The organism is Cellvibrio sp. UBA7671 (genome assembly GCA_002483145.1).
In the GTDB taxonomy this organism is placed as follows: Bacteria; Pseudomonadota; Gammaproteobacteria; order Pseudomonadales; family Cellvibrionaceae; genus Cellvibrio; species Cellvibrio fibrivorans.
The window spans coordinates 568,287-587,529 of sequence record DLHJ01000003.1 but is presented as its reverse complement, the minus strand read 5'-3'; the positions used below and the strand labels follow the sequence as shown (position 1 = coordinate 587,529).

General features: G+C 45.7%; 12 protein-coding genes. 9 read left to right on the top strand and 3 right to left on the bottom strand.

Annotation, left to right across the window (positions count from 1 at the left end; translation table 11 throughout):
• The first annotated feature begins 16 nt into the window (after window positions 1–16).
• A complete protein-coding gene (gene trxC, locus B4E62_RS05130) occupies window positions 17–457 on the top strand; it encodes a thioredoxin TrxC (RefSeq protein WP_331351330.1) in 441 nt (146 codons plus the stop codon).
• A gap of 167 nt (window positions 458–624) precedes the next feature.
• On the opposite strand, the gene B4E62_RS05125 is transcribed toward trxC, so the two are convergent.
• Window positions 625–1,263 carry a Crp/Fnr family transcriptional regulator gene (locus tag B4E62_RS05125; protein ID WP_310073091.1) on the bottom strand — a complete coding sequence of 213 codons (639 nt, stop codon included), beginning with the start codon at window positions 1,261–1,263 and terminating at the stop codon, window positions 625–627.
• 251 nt (window positions 1,264–1,514) lie between these two features.
• Between B4E62_RS05125 and B4E62_RS05120 the strand changes: the two genes are divergently transcribed.
• The 4 genes from B4E62_RS05120 to B4E62_RS05105 all read left to right on the top strand — a co-directional run bounded on the left by B4E62_RS05120 (window position 1,515) and on the right by B4E62_RS05105 (window position 7,515).
• Window positions 1,515–3,746 carry a tetratricopeptide repeat protein gene (locus tag B4E62_RS05120; protein ID WP_331351329.1) on the top strand — a complete coding sequence of 744 codons (2,232 nt, stop codon included), beginning with the start codon at window positions 1,515–1,517 and terminating at the stop codon, window positions 3,744–3,746.
• A gap of 9 nt (window positions 3,747–3,755) precedes the next feature.
• A complete protein-coding gene (locus B4E62_RS05115) occupies window positions 3,756–4,190 on the top strand; it encodes a hypothetical protein (RefSeq protein WP_331351328.1) in 435 nt (144 codons plus the stop codon).
• A 514-nt stretch (window positions 4,191–4,704) separates the two neighbouring features.
• Window positions 4,705–5,052, top strand: coding sequence for a hypothetical protein (locus tag B4E62_RS05110; protein ID WP_331351327.1), 348 nt, complete (start codon window positions 4,705–4,707; stop codon window positions 5,050–5,052).
• Window positions 5,053–5,322: 270 nt separating this feature from the next.
• Window positions 5,323–7,515: a S8 family serine peptidase gene (locus tag B4E62_RS05105; protein WP_331351326.1), complete on the top strand. Its 2,193-nt coding sequence runs from the start codon at window positions 5,323–5,325 to the stop codon at window positions 7,513–7,515.
• 88 nt (window positions 7,516–7,603) lie between these two features.
• On the opposite strand, the gene B4E62_RS05100 is transcribed toward B4E62_RS05105, so the two are convergent.
• Window positions 7,604–8,308 (bottom strand): FadR/GntR family transcriptional regulator, encoded by a 705-nt coding sequence (locus B4E62_RS05100; protein WP_310073075.1) that lies wholly within the window; start codon window positions 8,306–8,308, stop codon window positions 7,604–7,606.
• A 334-nt stretch (window positions 8,309–8,642) separates the two neighbouring features.
• On the opposite strand from B4E62_RS05100, the gene B4E62_RS05095 reads away from it, so the two are divergent.
• The 3 genes from B4E62_RS05095 (at window position 8,643) to B4E62_RS05085 (ending at window position 14,835) form a co-directional block, all read left to right on the top strand.
• The gene (locus B4E62_RS05095) at window positions 8,643–10,466 is read left to right on the top strand and encodes a glycoside hydrolase family 2 protein (protein WP_331351325.1); all 1,824 of its coding nucleotides are present in this window, start codon (window positions 8,643–8,645) and stop codon (window positions 10,464–10,466) included.
• A 500-nt stretch (window positions 10,467–10,966) separates the two neighbouring features.
• Window positions 10,967–13,999, top strand: a complete 3,033-nt coding sequence (locus B4E62_RS05090) for a TonB-dependent receptor (protein ID WP_331351324.1) — start codon at window positions 10,967–10,969, stop codon at window positions 13,997–13,999.
• A gap of 86 nt (window positions 14,000–14,085) precedes the next feature.
• On the top strand, window positions 14,086–14,835 hold the full coding sequence (locus tag B4E62_RS05085; protein WP_310073071.1) for a SapC family protein: 750 nt from the start codon (window positions 14,086–14,088) through the stop codon (window positions 14,833–14,835).
• 77 nt (window positions 14,836–14,912) lie between these two features.
• Here the strand turns inward: B4E62_RS05085 and B4E62_RS05080 are convergent, their stop codons facing one another.
• Entirely contained in the window at window positions 14,913–17,294 is a 2,382-nt protein-coding gene (locus B4E62_RS05080) for a cellulose binding domain-containing protein (RefSeq protein WP_331351323.1), read from the bottom strand.
• 535 nt (window positions 17,295–17,829) lie between these two features.
• Here B4E62_RS05080 and B4E62_RS05075 point away from each other — a divergent pair.
• Entirely contained in the window at window positions 17,830–19,176 is a 1,347-nt protein-coding gene (locus tag B4E62_RS05075) for a hypothetical protein (RefSeq protein WP_331351322.1), read from the top strand.
• Window positions 19,177–19,243 lie beyond the last annotated feature (67 nt).

Sequence of the window (19,243 nt, the reverse complement as noted above, 5' to 3'; positions counted from 1 at the left end):
ATAATTTGGAATCACTATGAGCGCTACCCAAATCAATTGCCCCCACTGCTTTGCCACTAATCGCCTGCCGGGCGAGCGCTTGGCCGATAATCCCAGCTGCGGCAAATGCAAACGTCCACTTTTTGTTGGTAAGCCGCTGGAGTTAAACCCCGGCAATGTCGCCAACACGATTGAAAAAAATGACATTCCAGTCCTAGTCGATTGCTGGGCCCCCTGGTGCGGTCCTTGTCAAAGTTTTGCCCCCGTATTTGAACAATTAGCGGCGCAATCCGAACCATACTTGCGCTGCGCCAAACTCAATACCGAAGCGGTTCCGTCCATCGCTCAGAGTTGGGGGATTCGCAGTATTCCGACGTTGATTTTATTTAAAGGAGGTAAAGAAGTGCAGCGTGTTTCTGGTGCTATGCCTATGCAGCAATTGAAGGCTTGGTTGGTGCAGGCGGGTGCGTTTAATTGATTTAACAAAGCGGGGATTCTGCAATAGAAACAGCTGAAGTTCTGCTAAATGCGGTTTGTTTATTCTGGTTGGTCGTCATCCTCGCGAACGCGGGGATCTATAGGCTGTGTGTCTTTCGCGAAAATGGACTCCCGCGTTCGCGGGAGTGACGATAGGAAAATAAAAAGTTACCAATAACGCGGCAATTGTTTTTTAATTTCAATGTAACCGGGGCATTGCTCGATATATTCGCCAATCAATAATTGTTTCATAATTCGGCTAACCATTTCGCGCGATGAGCCGACCATATTGGCGATATCCTGATGCGTCACTTTCGGGTTGTGGATGCGTTTATTGTCATCGCTGAGTTTTTCCAGTGCGTTGCTTACGCGGCCGTACACATCCAGCAGTGCCATGTCTTTTACGCTGTCAGTTAAATCGCGCACGCGGCGGGTAAGTTCCGTTATCAATACCATCGCAAATACCGGATGTTTATTTAACAGCTCCAGTACACCCGCGCGTGGCACCAATACCATTTCACAATCGGTCACAGTCACCACAGACGCCGAACGCGGTTGGCCATCCAGCAGCGACAACTCACCAAAATATTCACCCTCTTGCATGTAATTCAGGTTCACCTGGCGGCCATCTTCATTGGTCAGAAATGCGCTCGCGGTTCCCTTGCGAATAATATACAAATGCGACGATTCATCGCCTTCGGTGACCAGCACCGTGTTTTTCGGGAAGCGGCGCGGAATACTGAGTTTTTCCAATTGTTGGAGATATTCGGGTGGCACATCGGCAAAGAGGCGTACGTTCTCTAACATGGCGGTGGCTTCTGTTGTTATGGATGTTGGCGTGATGCTCATCATAACTCTTGAGGTGTGACAGGGCTAATGTTGGCGCCAAAATTTGCATAATTTTGTGCGTTTTTTCACTGCGTGGAATCTCTTTTGCTGATTTGTTGTTATTGTCACTAAAACACACAATAATCGCCGCCACTTATGCCCTATTTTGAGCGGCAAGGATTATCATTTTTTCACCACCAAACGCTATCGCACGGAGAGCCGACTGCATCATGGTCGCCGAACACAATCAACATTGTGAACAGACACTTATGTTCACCGACATAGTCGGCTACTCGCGCCTTATGGGGCGCAATGAGGCTATGGCGATAGAAATGTTGGGCGACTACCGCAAAATTCTGCTTTCCCATATTGAGCAACAAAACGGACAGTTGGTTGAATTTATCGGCGATGCGATTTTCGCGCGCTTTGATTCCGCCGCCAGTGCAACTGCAGCCGCCATCGCCATCCAGCAACACCTGCAAGCGTTTAATGAAGTGCGCGATAAAAAATTACCGCCACTACAAACGCGCATCGGCCTGCACAAAGGCGAAGTTATGCTCCGCGATGGTGCAGTCTTTGGCGATAGCGTAAATATTGCTGCGCGCCTTGAACCTCTCGCCGTAGCCGATGGCATTTGTATATCGCAAACCGTGTACGACGAAATCCGCTTCACTCTCTCATCACCTGCAAAACGTTTGGGTGTGCAAGCGTTAAAAAATATCGAACAAAAAATTCGCGTCTACTTAATCAAACCCTCCGGTATCGGCTGGCGCGATCACCTGTTCTATTTCCTGCGCGGCCTCAATAAAAAAATCGTCGCCTACCGCTACCCATTAACGGTGTGTTTACTCGCTTTCATCGTCGCCGGTTTTTATTTTATCCCCCGCTGGTTAGTTCCGGGCTACGCGGCCAATTATGTAGAAATCGCCGATTTCCAAAATCTGATGAATGAAAAAGGCGATGCCGATTATTTCTCCGCTGGTATAACCGAAGCTGTGCGCTCCCAATTAGCGGATATGCGCGATGTGTATATCGTGGATGCAAAAGAAGGTATTCATGCACCTATCCGATTGGAAGGTAGCGTGCAGCGTTTGGGCGATAATTTACGCATCGCCTACCGCTTATTCCGTCGCAAAGATAATGTGCAAATTGCTGGCGGAAAGTTGGATGGTACTTATCAAGATATTTTTATTTTGCAAGATAGGTTGGTGGGGGAGATTGCGCGGTATTTAGCGGATGAATTTGAGTTGCAGAATTTTCGGCCTGCGCCGTTGAGGTTGACAGGGGATGTTACGGCTTATGATTATTATTTGAGGGGGTTGGAGTTTTTAAATAAACAATCTTCGCAAGAAAATTTTGATTCTGCTATTCAGGAGTTTTCCCAAGCCTTAGTGCACGATAATAAGTTTGTTTTGGCCAGTTCTGGATTGTGCGATGCTTATCGCTTGAAATATGAGTTGACTTTGCTATCTGTTTGGATTGAAAGAGCTGAAAAATATTGCCTTGAGTCATTATCATTAGATGGTGATTCAGCCAAATCTAATGCTGCAGTTGGTTCATTTTATCGGAATGTTGGACGCTATCCTGATGCAATCAACTTCCTTACAAAAGCTATAATAAAAGATGCAAGAAATGTTTCGGCTGCCATTGCTTTAGCTAAAACTTATGATTTGATGCAGGAGAGTGCAGCTGCAGAAAAAATCTATATTGATTTAATTAATAGGGAGCCTAAAAATTGGGAGGTTTATCAGGGCTATGGTTATTTTCTTATTCAGCATGCTCGTCATAGTGAGGCTATTCTTAATTATAAAAAAGTTCTTGACCTGACACCTGATAATGTAATGGCTATTAATAACATGGGTGCATCCTATTTGTTTCTTGGCGACTTCGAAAATGCTATTCCTGCTTTTGAAAAAGCGCTGGCTTTGTCGCCCAGTAGTGCGGCATTCTCTAACTTAGGAACGGCATATTATTATTTGGGTTTTTTTAGTAAGGCGGTCGAGTATTATCAAAAAGCAATCGATTTGTCTCCGTCAGATGTTAGCAATTTAAATGATATTGCTGATGCTTATTATTTTATTGATGGCAAAAAAGACCTTTCTCATGATTATAGAAAAAGAGTTAAGTTTTATGCAGAGAAAGAAATTGCTGATAACCCGTCGGGAGTTTCTGGACATTTATATTTGGCTATGGCTTATGCTCATTTTGGTGGCTTTGCTGAAGCAAAAGTTGCTCTTGATAAGGCGGTAGCATTAGATCCTGGTTATTATTTTTCTGACTATGTTGGTTTGAGAATAGCAGTGGCTGAAAAAAATTATAATGATATTGTGAATGAGTCAAAAAAACTTAAATTGAATGGCTATTCTGAAAAGTTGATTCTTGCAGATCCTTATTTTAAGGTTTTACAAAAGGATAAAAGGTTTTACGGTGTTTTAAAAGATGAAGTTAATTTAAATAAATAGGAGTTTTCTATGTTTTCTTCAAAAATTGTTTATGGAAGTTTTTTTTTATTATCCTTATCGGGGTGTGCAAGTGTAGAGTGCGTTAAAAAAACTACGGAGGAAGTGTTGCCAGGTACATCTACGGCATTGGTTGGGCTTTATATCGACAGAAATGGGTATCCTCAAGCAAGTGTGGAAACAGTAGTGGTGGCGCCAGGTCAAAGAATTATTTTTGTTGGGCCTGAGAAATTCGACATAATTTTTAAGAATGAGAAATCTCCTGTCGAGCAGTTTAAGCTTTCAGCTAGAGATGGAGTTTTAATTCTTGATATACCGAGAGATGTGTTTGCTCAAGAGGATAAAGATGATCGTACCAATATAGGAAAAGATGAGATCTCCTATAAATATGGAATCAAAGCGAATGGTAAAGAGACTGACCCGGAAATTAAAGTTCGTCCACGGTAATTGTTAGCTCACTATGACTCAGGCGCGTTCCTACTGATTCATAGTGAGTTTTTTTGATATAAGTCACCTTCTCCTACCTTAGTTATAATTAGATTTATTTGATCTGCGATTGTAAGGCCTGCGAGTAGAGTAGATATGCACCCAGTCGATGATGCACAGCAGCATGCGTGAATAAATCACAAATCCCCCCTGCATTAGCTCACAGATCCTCCCATCAAAACCCAGTAACTTAACCAATGTAGCAGGGCGTCAGCAAGGATAAGCGAGCGGGACGAGGAGTTTCGCAAGCCAGGGATAAGACTGCGCTCAGTGACACGAGCTTAGGGTTGCAAGGATGCGCTATAGGCATAATGCCTCCCCCAATTGCTTTAAGCCCCGTATCACCGCGTTACGCCATTTATGGCATGGCGCCCGGCTACTATTGAACCGCTTCACCTTTGTAACAAGGACCACAACCAGCGTTTACGCAAAGTGCAAAAACACGTTTGCGCGATCTGAAAAAGGAGTTACGCGAATGCTTAACCACTCACTCATGTTCCTCGCGTTAATTTCTTTTTCCATAGTATCCAGTGCTGCGGCGATCCCTATGGATGCGGATCTGGCAGCAGTCGATGCTACCCCCAACGCGGTTTTGCACAAGGACTATGTGATTCTGCAAGGAGGAGATGTCGACAAGGATGTCGCTGAAGCTCTCGCTGATGTTGATGTGGACGCAGCACCTGCTAAATCCGACTTGCCCGCCGTTAGCGATTGGTTTGCCGTGCGGGATGATGAAGGTGGTTTGCAGTCTCTGGCGCTGCTGATGCTAATCATTGGATTGGGTGTGTTTTTTCTCTCGCGTAAATCTTCCTCGACTAAATAATCAGGCGTCCCCCTTAATTTCGCACAAGCCCTGCCGCGTTGCGGTGGGGCTTTTGTTTTTTCCGCATTTTTCGCATGTGAATTTTTCACAAATGCCCCGGTGTTTTGTCACGGTAATGCCGCCATTGGTGCAGCACAATAGCCTTATCCAGTGACAGGGACTGAACTGTACCGGATGGACTAATCACTTTTTCTCAGGAAGGATCTTATTATTAAAACTGCAAATAATTCCTCTATTCAACACGCCCTTGTTAAACCTCTCACCCGCGCTGTGCTCATCGCTATAGCGGCTACAGCTGGCGTCAGTTATGCCGATGACGACAGAAAAACCGAAACTACCAAGCCTGATGCCGTAGTGCGTATCGACCCAACGTTGGAGCGTTTGGCTGCGCAGCAAACTACCTTGCCGGTAGTGATTGTGTTCGGTGAGCAGCCGCAGCGCAAAATCGCCCGTGAATTAAATGCAAAATATGAAGGTGAAATTGATGCCCTCGCTGCGCGTGTGCGCGGTATTTACGACAAATATCTGCCTAAAGATACAATTGAAGGCCAGGACAAAGAAGCTGAACAAAGTAAATTGTTGAGCCAGTACGTAACCGATGCAGATAAAAAAGAAATCCGCGCGCTGAATGAATCCCGTGAAAAATTAATGCGCGAATTGCGCCAGCAAATTGGTCGCCAATCAGGTGCGGCGGTTGCAGAAGTGCAAAAGGTCTATGTAGATCGCATCAAAAGTCTCGGCGCAAGAATCCATGAAAATTACGCGACTATCAATGCAATTAGCGCAGAAATTCCGGTCGCTGCATTAAAAGAAATTGCCGCACTCAATGGCGTCGCAGAAATTGTGTATAACAATCCTGGCAAGGCCGAGTTGAGCAATCAGGTGCAATCATTGGGTGCCGATACCTGGTGGGCATCGGGTTTTGATGGCGGTGTGTGGGATGTGGGCGTGCTGGATTCCGGCGTGTTAGATACCCACGATGCACTTAAAAGCCATACTTTTTACGAAAACTATGCCACCAACGGCAATCACGGGACGGGCGTTGCTTGTATGTATGCCAGCACTAACGCAACCCACAAAGGTCTCGCCTTTGGCTTGAACGCGATATTAGTCGATAACGCAGGTGATGATGCCACCACTATGGCGGGCGCCGATTGGATGTTGCGCACGGCGGGCGATGATCCGGAAGTCATCAACTATTCCTGGGGTAACGGCAATGCCACGGGGAATGATTGGCATCCGCTCTCACGCTTTGTTGATGGCGTGGTATTTGACTACGCTACTACCTGGGCGAAATCAGCCGGTAATCAGGGCGTTGGCACTAACACCATGACCGTGCCGGGCAATAATTACAACGGCCTCACCGTCGCCAATATGTTCGACAACAACACAGTTAGCCGTAGCGACGACGTGATCTGGTTTGAAAGCAGCCGTGGCCCAACCGTCGATGGCCGCAAAAAGCCCGACCTTGCAGCGCCCGGTGAGCAGACCATGACCTGCAACAGCTCAGGTGGTTACTCCAACCTTGGTGGCACCAGCTCGGCGGCACCTAAAGTCGGTGCAGCATCTTTATTGTTGATGGATGGCGGTAACTGGGACCCACGCGCAATCAAAGCAGTGTTGATCAATACGGCGGATTCCTGGGAAGACAACAACACCGATACCGCTGCCGATGACACGGCTAAAACCGGCAAGGAGTGGAACAAAACCTACGGTTGGGGCTATCTGGATTTGTGGCACGCCCACTTCCATCGCAACGATTATTTCTCCAGCAGTGTAAAACCCAAAAACCAAACGGGCAGCTACAAGCTTTACAAAGGCCATATGTTTAACGGCGATAAAGCAACGCTGGTGTGGGAGCGCGATGTGGATTACAACAATGCCGCAACACCAACCACTTACCGCAACTTGTCGGACCTGGACTTAAAACTCTATGCCGAAACGACTAACGTGCAGTTGGATTCTGACACCACCGTGAAGGACAATGTGCATCAAGTCGCGGCGAGTGCAAGCCAGAAAGCGGTTGTAAAAGTTTACGCCTACAGCTCATCGTTTGATGGTGCCAGCAGCGAGCCATACACCTTAGCGACCGAAGAGAATTTTGCGCTTGCCAGCGGCCCTGCTTTCACCAATACGATTACTGCACCCGCGAGTGTGATTCGCAATTTTAATTTCACTTACTCGGTTGCAGTAAAAAATACCGGTGATCTGGATGCGCACAATGTCAACGTAAAAATCAATTTGCCCGCAGGCTTTACGCTGGTATCCGGTGCGGTAACCCAAAACACCGGCACTATCGCGGATGGTGCAACCAAAACGGTGAGCTGGACAGTGAAGGCTCCCAATCTGGTGACTACGGCTAGTATCGGCGTGACCACTACCAGTATTTCCTACGGTGAAACCTTTACCGCTTCGGCAGCGAAATCGATCAGCGTAAAAAATCTGGTGCTGACCTTGCCGTAAGTATTAAAGTGTACCTGGGTTGTTACTGGAAAATAAAAACGCCCACCCTGTAATAGGGTGGGCGTTTTTATGTTTGGGGAAAAGGTTTTTATTTTTTTGCTTCGTTACTATTAAAGTAAGTCGCCGCATCCTGTGTAGCATTTTTAATGTGTCTTTTCATCGCAGCGCGCGCTTCAGTGGGGTTGCCATTTTCAAGTGCGGCCACTATGTCTTTATGGTCTTTGATAGAAGGATGAACGCCTCGCTCGCGCAGACGTGCAGCAAAAGCGGCGCTTAGGTCAGATTGGCTACGCAGTTCCCAAAGCCAATTTACTACTGTGGAGATAGCGCTGTTTTGCGTAGCCGCTGCAATAATATTGTGGAACTTCCAGTCAGCCTTCTCCGAGCTATCGGGGCGCAGTTCCTCTTCTTCCATCTCAATAATGGCTTTCTTCAGTTCACTGATTTGCTGCTTGGTAATTTTCTTTGCGGCCAACGCACAGGCCTCTGCTTCCAGAATATGGCGAATTTCCAGAATCTCAAACGGCCCTATGCCTTTATCGTCAATGGTGAGGCGCGGCTTTTTCTGGGTGACAAAAATGCCAGCGCCAGTGCGAATTTCAATAATGCCCGATAGTTCCAGTGCAATCATCGCCTCGCGGATAGTGGGGCGGCTGACATTGAGTTTCTCTGCCAAGTCCCGCTCTGAAGGGAGGCGTTCGCCCGCTTTTATAGTGCCGTCACTAACCAGCTTTGACAGCTGTTCTGCAACCTGCACGTAAAGGCGAGATGTTTTTATTGCCTGTAATTCCATCGTTTTGCTGCCTCAAACTGAATGTTTTGGTACCAGTAAAATATTTATCTTATGAATGAAAACCGGTCGCGTCATTCTAACCAAGTTTTTTTGGATGAAAACATAAAAATGTGTAAATACGGGAAATATTTGTTGCTTGCCAAGGTGTGGCACTGCTAGCATCCATGAATGGTAAAGTGGTAAGGCCAGATTGCTGCTTTGCTGCCTGTTGGTCTTGATGTCAGGTGTTGTACATCTCTATTGATACCTGGGTGGGAAAATAATTATGGCGGCTCTGGGTGGCTAATGGCCAACCCTACCGCCATTCTTAACGATAATAGAAAAGGTGTTAGTTATGAATTATAAGAACCTATGGGTGGCATTCCTGATATTGCCGTTACTTGTTTTTGTAGGCAAAGCCAATGCGCAGGATGTATATGTACAAAACGCCTACGCGCGGGATTTAATTAGTCTTGACGGGCACTGGAATCGCATTATTGACCCCTACGAAAATGGTTATTACAACCACCGTTATTTGCCCCATGAAGATGGCTATTTTAAAAATGCTCAAGTAAAAAATAAATCAGAATTACTTGAATATAATTTTTCTACTAGCGACAAATTACACGTACCTGGTGATTGGAATACCCAAGAGAGTCAACTATTTCTCTATGAAGGCACGGTGTGGTATCACAAAGATTTTTCACTCAATAAAAAAGTCGGTCACCGCTACCTGGTGCATTTTGGCGCGGTGAATTATCAGGCAATTGTCTATGTTAACGGTGTAAAAGTGGGGGACCATGAAGGCGGATTTACTTCATTTCAATTTGATATTTCCGACAAGCTTGTTAATGGGAAAAACTTTGTTGTCGTAAAAGTTGATAACCGTCGCGAGCGCAATCAAGTGCCCACGGTAAACACGGACTGGTGGAACTATGGCGGTATAACGCGTCCGGTAGCGATTTTGGAATTGCCAGGAACTTATGTGGCCGATTACTCGGTGCAGCTCGACAATGCCAATTCCAAAATGATCAATGCAAGTGTAACGCTCGCGGGCAATCTCAAGGCGAAACACGGTGATCTGTTGTTATCGATTCCTGAATTAAATATCAAACAGAAAATGCAGATTAGCGCTGATGGCCAAGCGAAGTTAACCCTGGCTGCCAGTCCGCAATTGTGGAGCCCCGAGCACCCAAAACTCTACGATGTTGAAATCAATTTTAATGGCGAGGTGGTTCGCGATCGCATTGGTTTTAGAACTGTTGCGGTTAAAGGCGAGAATATCGAATTAAATGGAAAATCTGTTTTCTTGCGCGGCATCAGTATCCATGAGGAATCTCCCTTTAATGGCGGCGGTCGCGCTTGGAGTGAAGATGATGCGCGTACCTTATTGCGCTGGGCAAAAGACTTGGGTTGTAACTTTGTGCGTCTCGCACACTATCCCCATAACGAAACCATGCTGAAAATAGCAGATGAAATGGGTTTGCTGGTGTGGTCTGAAATTCCGGTTTATTGGACGGTGATGTTTGAGGACAAAGCGGTTTACGCCAAAGCAGAAAAACAACTAACAGAAATGATCGTACGCGATAAAAACCGCGCATCTATTATTCTTTGGTCGGTTGCCAATGAAACGCCAGTAAAGCAGGAGCGTCTTGATTTTCTCTCTGGCTTGATTAATAAAACCCGTGAGCTGGACAGCACTCGTCTGGTAACTGCGGCGATGGATACACAAACCACAACGAAGGATGGCAAGGTTATTGATGATCCTCTGGCAAGTGTTGTGGATGTGATTGGTATCAATAGCTATTGTGGTTGGTATTACGAAGTTCCAGAAAATTGTGCAAGTCAAAAGTGGGCGTCAAAATACAACAAGCCGCTAATTATGAGCGAGGTCGGTGCAGATGCACTACAAGGTAAATTGGGTGATAAAACTGAACGTTGGACTGAGGAGTATCAAGCGGAAGTATTCAGACAAAATATCGCTATGATGGAAAATATTTCGGCGTTGCGCGGTGTAAGCCCCTGGATACTGAAAGATTTCCGGTCGCCGCGTCGTTCATTGCCCGACATTCAGGATTTTTATAATCGTAAAGGTCTGGTATCTGAGGCTGGTGTTCGTAAGCAGGCCTGGTATGTATTGCGCGATTATTATAAGAAGAAAGAGTCTAGCGCTGAATAATTCATGGTCGCCGCACTTGGTGCTACAAGTGCGGCAACTCTGAATGATGTGCATGTTTGACCTTATGTTCTGGTGTTCTCCAGACTATTCCGAGGGTATGCTCACTGATACCCGCTTTGCGAATCAGTTGTAAAACTGATTCGCCTTTTTATTTCTCATCCTATCTTATTGTCGATTCGACTTCATTTCCCGGTTGATTTTTTTCAGCCTATTTCTGCAATTGCAGAAATTTTTCTGCTTTAGGTCGTCGCTATCTTGTAGCAGCTTTAGATTGATCCTTGACGGATGCTGCCCTATCGCTGGATTAAATATTTTCTCTGCTAAGTCCAAAAACTTCTATTTAGCCGCCAGTCATCGCTTGCAGTTCGTTAGGTAATGTGGTTTAGTGGGTAAGTGGCCTTACCACTTGTCCATAATGCGGCTTGGTGGGTTTGCCAAAGATAGTAAATAGAAAGACACAGCAGATATTAATGATAAAAATCAATATAAAAGAGGATGCTATGAACTCATTCAAACACAACAATAAAAGTCGGGTATTTGCCCGTTCCCTGCTGGCGCTCAGCATTTCATCCAGTCTTTATGGGGGAGTCGCGATTGCCGCCGAAGAGCAAATGGTTGAAGAGGTTGTCGTCACTGGAATTCGCGCCTCGGTGCAGCGCGCGATGGATGTAAAGCGCAACGCGGCGGGTGTGGTGGATGCCATATCTGCTGAGGACATGGGTAAGTTTCCTGATACCAATCTTGCCGAATCCTTGCAGCGCATCACTGGCGTTTCCATTAGCCGCAGTAACGGTGAAGGCTCGCAAATTACTGTGCGGGGTTTTGGTGGCTCCAACAATATGGTGACCCTCAATGGCCGCACCTTGCCGTCGGGTGGATCTACGGCAGCCTACGGTGGCGGCACCATTGGTCGCGCGTTTGATTTTGGTAATCTCGCATCGGAAAGTGTAAAAGCGGTAGAAGTGTATAAAACGGGTAAGGCAAGTGTGGCCACTGGCGGCATTGGTGCAACCGTTAATATTATTACTAACAAACCTATTGAGACTGATGGTTTGGTGGGAACTGTTGGCGGCAAGCTCGTGAATGACTCCACGAATGAAAGAGGCGATGATATTACCCCGGAATTATCTGGCCTGGTGAGTTTCGCTAATGATGATCAGACTCTGGGTGTATCGCTCTCGGCAAGTCATCAAGTACGCGACAGCGGACAGTCTGGGCTCACGGAAAACAATTGGAATATTCGTCAGTGGGTTACTCCGGGGCAGCCAGGTTCGTTAAGCACATTAAACAGCGCTGAAATTATTAACCCACCGGAAGTAGGCCAGTTATATGCATTGCCCAACGATTTGCGTTACCACTTTGTTGATAATCATCGCGAGCGCAACAATGCACAGCTAACGCTGCAATTTAAGCCGACAGAAAAATTATTGGGCACGCTTGATTACACTTATGCTGAGAACCAGATTGAAGAGGCGCGTGGTGATAAAACAGTTTGGCTGCAGGGCAATATTACCAAAATTGTTTTTGATAAAAACCCCGATGTTGCCGGTCCACTATCACTTGAGCAGGCGTGGAATTTCCCTAAGGATAACAGCTACGCCCAAACCAGCGGCAACGTAACCAACACCTTAAAATCGCTCGGTGTCAATTTGGAATTTGAAGCGACCGACCGTTTGACACTGATGGTTGATGCGCACGACTCAGAGTTGGAAGGTGGTCCGGAAGAAGCTTACGGCAGTGCGGTTCGCTCTGGTATGGCAGTCGCTATTGGTTCTTATACAACTTTCGATTTCAGTAAAAAATTGCCGCAAGTTACCAACCTGATTAATGATTCAGTTAAGGGTAATAACAATGGTATTGCAGATATTGGCGATGTCAGTTCAACTGTTTTTGATTTTACCTACGCGCGCCAAAAAATGGATGTCAGTCAAGTTAAGTTCGACGCTAAATATGAATTTGACAGTTTCATCCTGGAGGGTGGGGTGGAAACACGCAATATGCAAAGCGCGCAGCAACAATCCAGTTGGCAAAAGCAGGGTGGTGGTAATAGCGTTGCATTTCCCATGGATATTCCGGATGAGTTAATCGAAACCTATAACTATGTCGGTGGATTTGATGATTTTAATACGGCGGGCTACCAGACAGATGGCTTCCGGGCTGATGCAGTCAAGTTAGCCGAGTGGGGTGCGGCAACCTACGGTGCTAAAGCTGCGGTACCTTGGGGGGTTGCATATAATCCTAATTTTTCTACCAATACCATTATCGAGGAAGAAACTGCAGCCGCTTATGTGCAGTTTGGTTTTGAATCGGAATTATTTAGCAGACCTGTTAATTTGCTTGGCGGTGTACGCTATGAAACTACCGATGTGGCGTCATCAAATTCAATGTTGGTTCCAACAGAAGTTACCTGGACGGACAATAATGATTTTCTGTTGGTTCGCTCAACGACACCTACTATGTATGCACAAAAAAGTGACTACGATAACCTGTTACCGAGTGTTGATTTTGATATTGCATTGACCAGTGAAATTAAAGCGCGCGCATCATATAGCACCACCATTTCGCGTGCGGGTTACGGTAATTTGACCTCCGGCGCTACTATCAGTGCTACCGGTGGTTTGAACCAGCCAACAGGATTGGGCGGCCAGCCAGTTGCCAGTTCGCAGAATCCGGCGCTCCTGCCTTTGGAGTCAGATAACTTCGACGTTTCAGTTGAATATTATTTTGATGATGCCAGTTATGTGTCGATCGGCTTTTTTGAAAAACATGTTGAGAATTTTATTGGTTCCGAGCAAGTTTATGAAAACCATTTTGGTTTGTTAGATGCGACTGCTGGCCCCCGTGCGCAACAAGCTGCCGCCGCGTTACAAGCAATTAATCAGCCTGTGACTGAGGACAGCTTGTTTGTGATGACTGCAATTTTGGATAACCCACAAGATTTCCCGAATGGCGCAGCGGATTTTAAAACGCCAGCACAAGATCCAACCTTTTGGGGCAGCGTGGCGACTAAATATGATATCTCGCCGGAGGCAGGTGATCCTGAGTTGTTGTATTTGACTACCAAACCTATTAATAACAAAGAAGCAAAAATTAATGGCGTTGAACTTGCTGCGCAACACTTCTTTGGTGAAAGCGGTTTTGGTATTCAGGGTAACTACACCATCGTAAATGGTGATATTGGTTACAACGATGCATCGCCCACTAATATTACCCAGTTTGCATTAACGGGGTTGAGCGATACCGCGAACCTCGTGCTCATGTATGAGAATGAAGTATTGCAGGCACGTGTTGCTTATAACTGGCGCGACGCGTATCTAGCTGGATATACCAGTTCTAACCCGACCTATGTTGAGGATTATGCGCAAATCGATATGAACGTGAGTTACGAGGTGACGGATAACATCACGCTATCATTCGAAGGTTTGAATCTCACTGGTGAAGATAGTCGCGCCCATGGCCGTACAGAATTGTTAGTGTGGAATATATATGACCTTGGTCCGCGCTACCAACTTGGCGCGCGGTATGATTTTTAATTGAGTGGTGTGTTCACTGGGTTAAAAACGATAAAGCCGCTCTTACCAGCGGCTTTATTTTTATACATACACTGGGGGTTTTTAACATGGGCAGGCATGTCGTATTAAATAATATCGAGCATAAAGATTTAAAGGTGATTACCCGCTATTCCGCCGCTTTTGGTTATGACGTTTCCAATGTCCTGACTTTTGTAACGGAGTTTTCTGCCGTGCACAAAGAGTATCCGATTTTCTTTCACGCAGATCCCAAGACACACAAGTTGCGCCCGGTGGCAATGTTGGGCTTTGATGATAATGAAAATCTATTTTTGGATGAGCATGGGGCACCCAACGGTTGGCGCGCACGTTATATTCCCGCTTTCAGTGCGCGCGGTCCCTTTTTAATTGGTTTCCAGAATCAGCTAAAAGATGGTGGAGATGAACATACTCCCGTGATACACCTGGATATAGATGATCAACGCTTGAGCGAGCATGAAGGTGAGGCGATTTTTTTACCGTTGGGTGGTAACAGTGAGTATTTAAATGCAGTGAATCATCGGTTGCAATTAATTCTTCAGGGGCTTTCTTTAAATGACGCAATGATTGCAGCATTTTCTGAATTGGATTTAATTGAACCTGTGAACCTGCAAGTGCAATTCGATAATCACCATGAATATCGTATCCATGGTTATCACACTGTGGATAAACAAAAGCTGGCGGCTCTGGCGTCTATCCCTTTAGCTAGATTGAACGCGGCAGGCTTTTTGGAGGCGGCCCACTATATGATATCGTCGCTGGAAAATATTCCTGTGTTAGTTGAGTTGAAAAATAAAAAGTGCATTCACAGCATGCTATAACTCTTGTGGGATAAGCAAAAAAAGAGCAAAAAAAATCCGGCAGTTGCCGGATTTTTTTTTGCCTACAGGAATGCCGGCTATTGGCAAACGCCACCCGCTACCTGCGGTATCACTGCCGCACCAGTACCTTTAGTGCCCTGGAATCCAAAAATAACGGTTTGTCCTGGTTGAATAGTAGAGTTCCAACTTAAATTGCTCGCGCTATAAGGGTTGTTACCCGCTGTATTGGCATTCCAACTGTTGGTCATGCGTGAATTGTCGCTATAGCTCCAGCTGACATTCCAGCCATTAATTGCAGTCGTACGATTGTTGGTGATGCGAATATCGGCGGTAAAACCGTTGTTCCACTGATTGGTAACAACATATTGGCAATTACTCGTTGCAGTACTAGAAGCCAGGCTTGATGCGGCAAGTGAAGACGCTGCACTTGATGTTGACGAAGCTGGCATTGACGATGCAGGAACAGAGGATGCTGCAATCGACGAGGCCGGTCTGGATGATGCGGGTATAGATGATGCTGGTGTTGAAGATGCCGGTATGGACGAAGCGGCAACACTGGATCTGGATGAAGCTGGTGCTGATGACATTGATCTCGATGATGCCATCGACGACGATGCGGCAGTCACAGTGAGCGCACAATTATCAACAGTGAAATCCCAGCCGGGGTTATCTGCAGTATTCGCGAGGCGTACACCAAATTTGCTATCGTAGTTATCGCCTCCCACGGGTATTTTTGCGGAAGTGGTACAGCGGGTGCTGCCATCGCCAGCCACATCGCAAGTACTGGTGACGATATTAGTCAGGTCAACATCTTCTTCAATAAATAATTGCACCTTGGTGGCATTTGTTCCCGTAGTCGCGACATCGCATGCAAAGCTATAAGTATTCCCCGCAACTGTATCGACTTTTTGGTAGAGCTGGCCGTGCCAATTTAATTCAGTGCTGTCGGTATAAAAACGCACACTATTATTTTCGTAGCGCACATCGCGCAGATCACCGGTTGGCTCAAAGGAGTAAATACTCCAGCCGTTGGCACTGCCGGTAAATTCACCATTAATAAGTACAGTAGAGCCATTACTGCCGCCACCGGAGGTATCAATGATTTCTTCAACGGGCGACATGCCGCTGGCGAAATGCGTTTTACTGTAAGTGAATTTGCGCAGACTTTCACCGCTAAACACTAACAGCAATGTAGTATTCGCACCGATGTTGGCAGTGTATTGCTGCGTGCTGTTTGCATTGATATTAATTTTTACACCGGTTGATGCAATTGCATCGTTATTGAGGCGCAGTGTGAAATTTTGCGCACTGGTGCCGCGGTTCATTACCATCACTGATCGCTGTGTACCATTCACGGTACCATAGGCCACCACATTGGTATTGCTCGATACTCCATCCGCATAAGTTCCGCTCATGAATTTGCTAACAAATGCCATGTGATGATATGAGGAGCGCGGTGTGCCGTTACCATCAATCATGCTGAAATCTGAACCGGAGCGTTTTCCGTCATTTTCAAACATCGACCAGGTTGCCGCATAAGTAGCTTGATATTTCATAGCGTACCCGAGAACCTGACCAAACATTTGGCCGTTTTCATAGGTGTGTACCACTGTGCCGTCTTTGGAATTGTATTCACCAATCCCCCATTGCAGCGCATTGGCACCGGAGCGGTTGTGGCGAATATTGGCTGCATCAACCAATGCTTTGCTATTTTTGATACTGTTTAAAAAGCTTGCTGCACCTTGAATGGCAGGATCTATACCGGCGTCCTGCGGGTATGAATGCCAGGAAATGCCATCGATATAGTAATAATCTTTGCCGGGAATCTTTCCGCCGATATCGTTGGCGCTGCCGCTGTTAAACATTTCACCTAAATAATTCATGAAGTAGGCTTCATCCGGGCCAAAAATTTTAATGCTCGGGTCTACCGCTTTCATTGCAATAGAAAGGGGTTTGATATAACCGCTGACAACTGCCGCCAGGGCGGCGTTGTCCGCTGGTTTGCCCGCCTGCAGCCAAGGTTCGTTGCCAATGTTCCAATATTTAATATTCAGCTTCTTGGTCACGTTGAGGTACTGCACCATGCTGACAGCAGCGGCGACGCGGTCATTTAATGGTGTGGCATAGTTGTATTGTGAAACCTGAACAAGCGGCTCTGCACCGGCTGCTCTGATTTTGAGAATCCACTGTTCCATAATTTCATTGCTGGGCATGTCTTCATCAAATTGGTGGCCACCAATGCGAATCAGCTTGGTGTTCATATCTTTGGTTTGCTGCCATACCGTTTCGCTGGGAGTAGCACCGGTATCTTCGTTTGCATACCATAAATTATTGCCTACCAATATCGGGCTAACTTGTTGTGCAAGTAACGCTGATGACATGGTGCCAGCAATCAGCAGCCCGAGTGTAGTACCAATGGATTTTATAAAGCGCCCATTATTGTGTTGGTAATTTTTCATAATTATTTTTCTCTAAGTAAGCTGCGCGCGACAATTGCTGGGTGATGTCAATCGGCAGCGCTAGTGGGTGGTGTGAAGGATTTTTTTTCGCCCGAAAAATTGGCGTCAGGTAACGTAATTATTGTTGTTTTAGCCAGCCTAAGCACAAATAGGAATGCATGCAATGCACCTTAAAAAATTGACTGTTTGCTAAAGAAAATAATGGGTTTTTTATTAATCATATTCTCATGGCGCAAAATTTAAGAGCGTAAATTTGCATTTACTTATGGTCAATAAGAGTCTAACGGTGGATTTTATGGCAACTATTTTTAGTTGGGTATTTCAATGATAAGAATTGCTAATTATTGTTTTTTTATCCCAATAAAACGAGTTCGTATCCAAATACTATCGGATTGTAATTTATAGCGATCAATCAATTTTTCTGCGGTGCATTTTCATTGATGAGTGTAGGGAAAATAATGCGTGTAGACCAAAAATTACGGTGATTACAAACAGGATCATTAGAAATAATTTATCTACTCGCAGAGGCTGCAGCATGACGGTAACTAGTAATAAATGGTGTGCACGCACATTTTTCATCGTGTCTGCATTTTTATTCGCAGGGGCAGGGGTGCAAGCGCAACCAATCAGCGCTTATTTGTATGGCCAAAACCATTGGCTGGCCGATGGCGACGAAGGACGTGTGGGTTATATCCACAATCTCTGGCCGCAGGTGAAAGCCAGCGGCGTAAAAACGGTGCGTATTGGCGGTAACGGCTATGAGCGCAATTTTCCCAGCCGCAATCAACTCAATAAAATGGTCGATAATATAAAAAGCATAGGTGCTGAACCTCTGCTGCAGATTCCGCGCCATTTTTCTGATGAGGCGACTAAAGAGCTGGTGGCCTACTACACGCGCAAAGGCAATCGCCAGATAAAATTCTGGTCGATCGGCAATGAACCTATGTTGCATGAAGAGTACACCATTGAAGAGATTCACCAATATCTGGTGCGGATTGCCAAAGCCATGCGTCGTGCCGGACCAGATATAAAAATATTTATGTTTGATGAAGCATGGCTGCGTATTCCGGAGTACAGCGCTCTGGTCGGCGGAAGGTTGGATGTAGTGGGTCTTAAAGAAAATGGACGTTGGTTAATTGATGGGGTTAATTTTCACAGCTATCCCAATGGCCCCAAATTTGTGCGTGATGATGTCGTGTTTACTGGCCCCAAGAAAATATTGGATCAAGTCCTTGAATTACAAAGGCTGATTAAAAACGCCAATGCAAAATATCAGCGTAAGGGTGATGCTGCACTGCTGTGGGGACTAACAGAATTTAATGTCACTTATCACAATCCCGATCGTGAAGTGTCCGGGTATGGCAACACCTCATTTTTGGCTGGTCAATTCACTGCAGAAATTTTTGGCTATGGCATGCAGTACAGCGCTTATATGTTAAATCCATGGTGCATCAACGAGTCTGATGCGGTGGCTACCGATTTTGGCTACCTGGGTTTACCGCGTGAATTTTATCCCCGCTCATCCTATTACCACATGCAATTACTGAGTACCTACTTGCTGGGTGAGTTTATTGCCAGCAGCGATAACCAGGCGTACGTAAAAACTATCGCTACACGGGACGCCGGCACTATCGCCATCATGATAATGAATCAGCATCAAACTGACACCTTTGAGTTTAGCCTCTCCTTTAGCAAGTCATCGGCTGGTGTAAAAAGTCCATTGCAGATTAATATCGCTGCAAATTTGGATAAGACTTTCAGCTCACATATCGCTGCCCAAAGTACGCGGGTATATGTGTTCGATAGAAATGGTAGCTTGCAAAAAACCATCAGCTACAGCTTGCAAGACAATATGGTCTTTAAAGCTCCTCAGGTTGAATAGGCCATCAAATAGAAAGCAAAAGTGTTAAATAGATAATTAATCCAATAAAAAATTACAACTTCGTATT

Coding starts and splice junctions, on each gene's coding strand:
- B4E62_RS05120 (WP_331351329.1), top strand. CDS start 1,515: ATGGTCGCCGAACACAATCAACATTGTGAACAGACACTTATGTTCACC.
- B4E62_RS05095 (WP_331351325.1), top strand. CDS start 8,643: ATGAATTATAAGAACCTATGGGTGGCATTCCTGATATTGCCGTTACTT.
- B4E62_RS05090 (WP_331351324.1), top strand. CDS start 10,967: ATGAACTCATTCAAACACAACAATAAAAGTCGGGTATTTGCCCGTTCC.
- B4E62_RS05110 (WP_331351327.1), top strand. CDS start 4,705: ATGCTTAACCACTCACTCATGTTCCTCGCGTTAATTTCTTTTTCCATA.
- trxC (WP_331351330.1), top strand. CDS start 17: ATGAGCGCTACCCAAATCAATTGCCCCCACTGCTTTGCCACTAATCGC.
- B4E62_RS05125 (WP_310073091.1), bottom strand. CDS start 1,263: ATGTTAGAGAACGTACGCCTCTTTGCCGATGTGCCACCCGAATATCTC.
- B4E62_RS05080 (WP_331351323.1), bottom strand. CDS start 17,294: ATGAAAAATTACCAACACAATAATGGGCGCTTTATAAAATCCATTGGT.
- B4E62_RS05085 (WP_310073071.1), top strand. CDS start 14,086: ATGGGCAGGCATGTCGTATTAAATAATATCGAGCATAAAGATTTAAAG.
- B4E62_RS05075 (WP_331351322.1), top strand. CDS start 17,830: ATGACGGTAACTAGTAATAAATGGTGTGCACGCACATTTTTCATCGTG.
- B4E62_RS05100 (WP_310073075.1), bottom strand. CDS start 8,308: ATGGAATTACAGGCAATAAAAACATCTCGCCTTTACGTGCAGGTTGCA.
- B4E62_RS05115 (WP_331351328.1), top strand. CDS start 3,756: ATGTTTTCTTCAAAAATTGTTTATGGAAGTTTTTTTTTATTATCCTTA.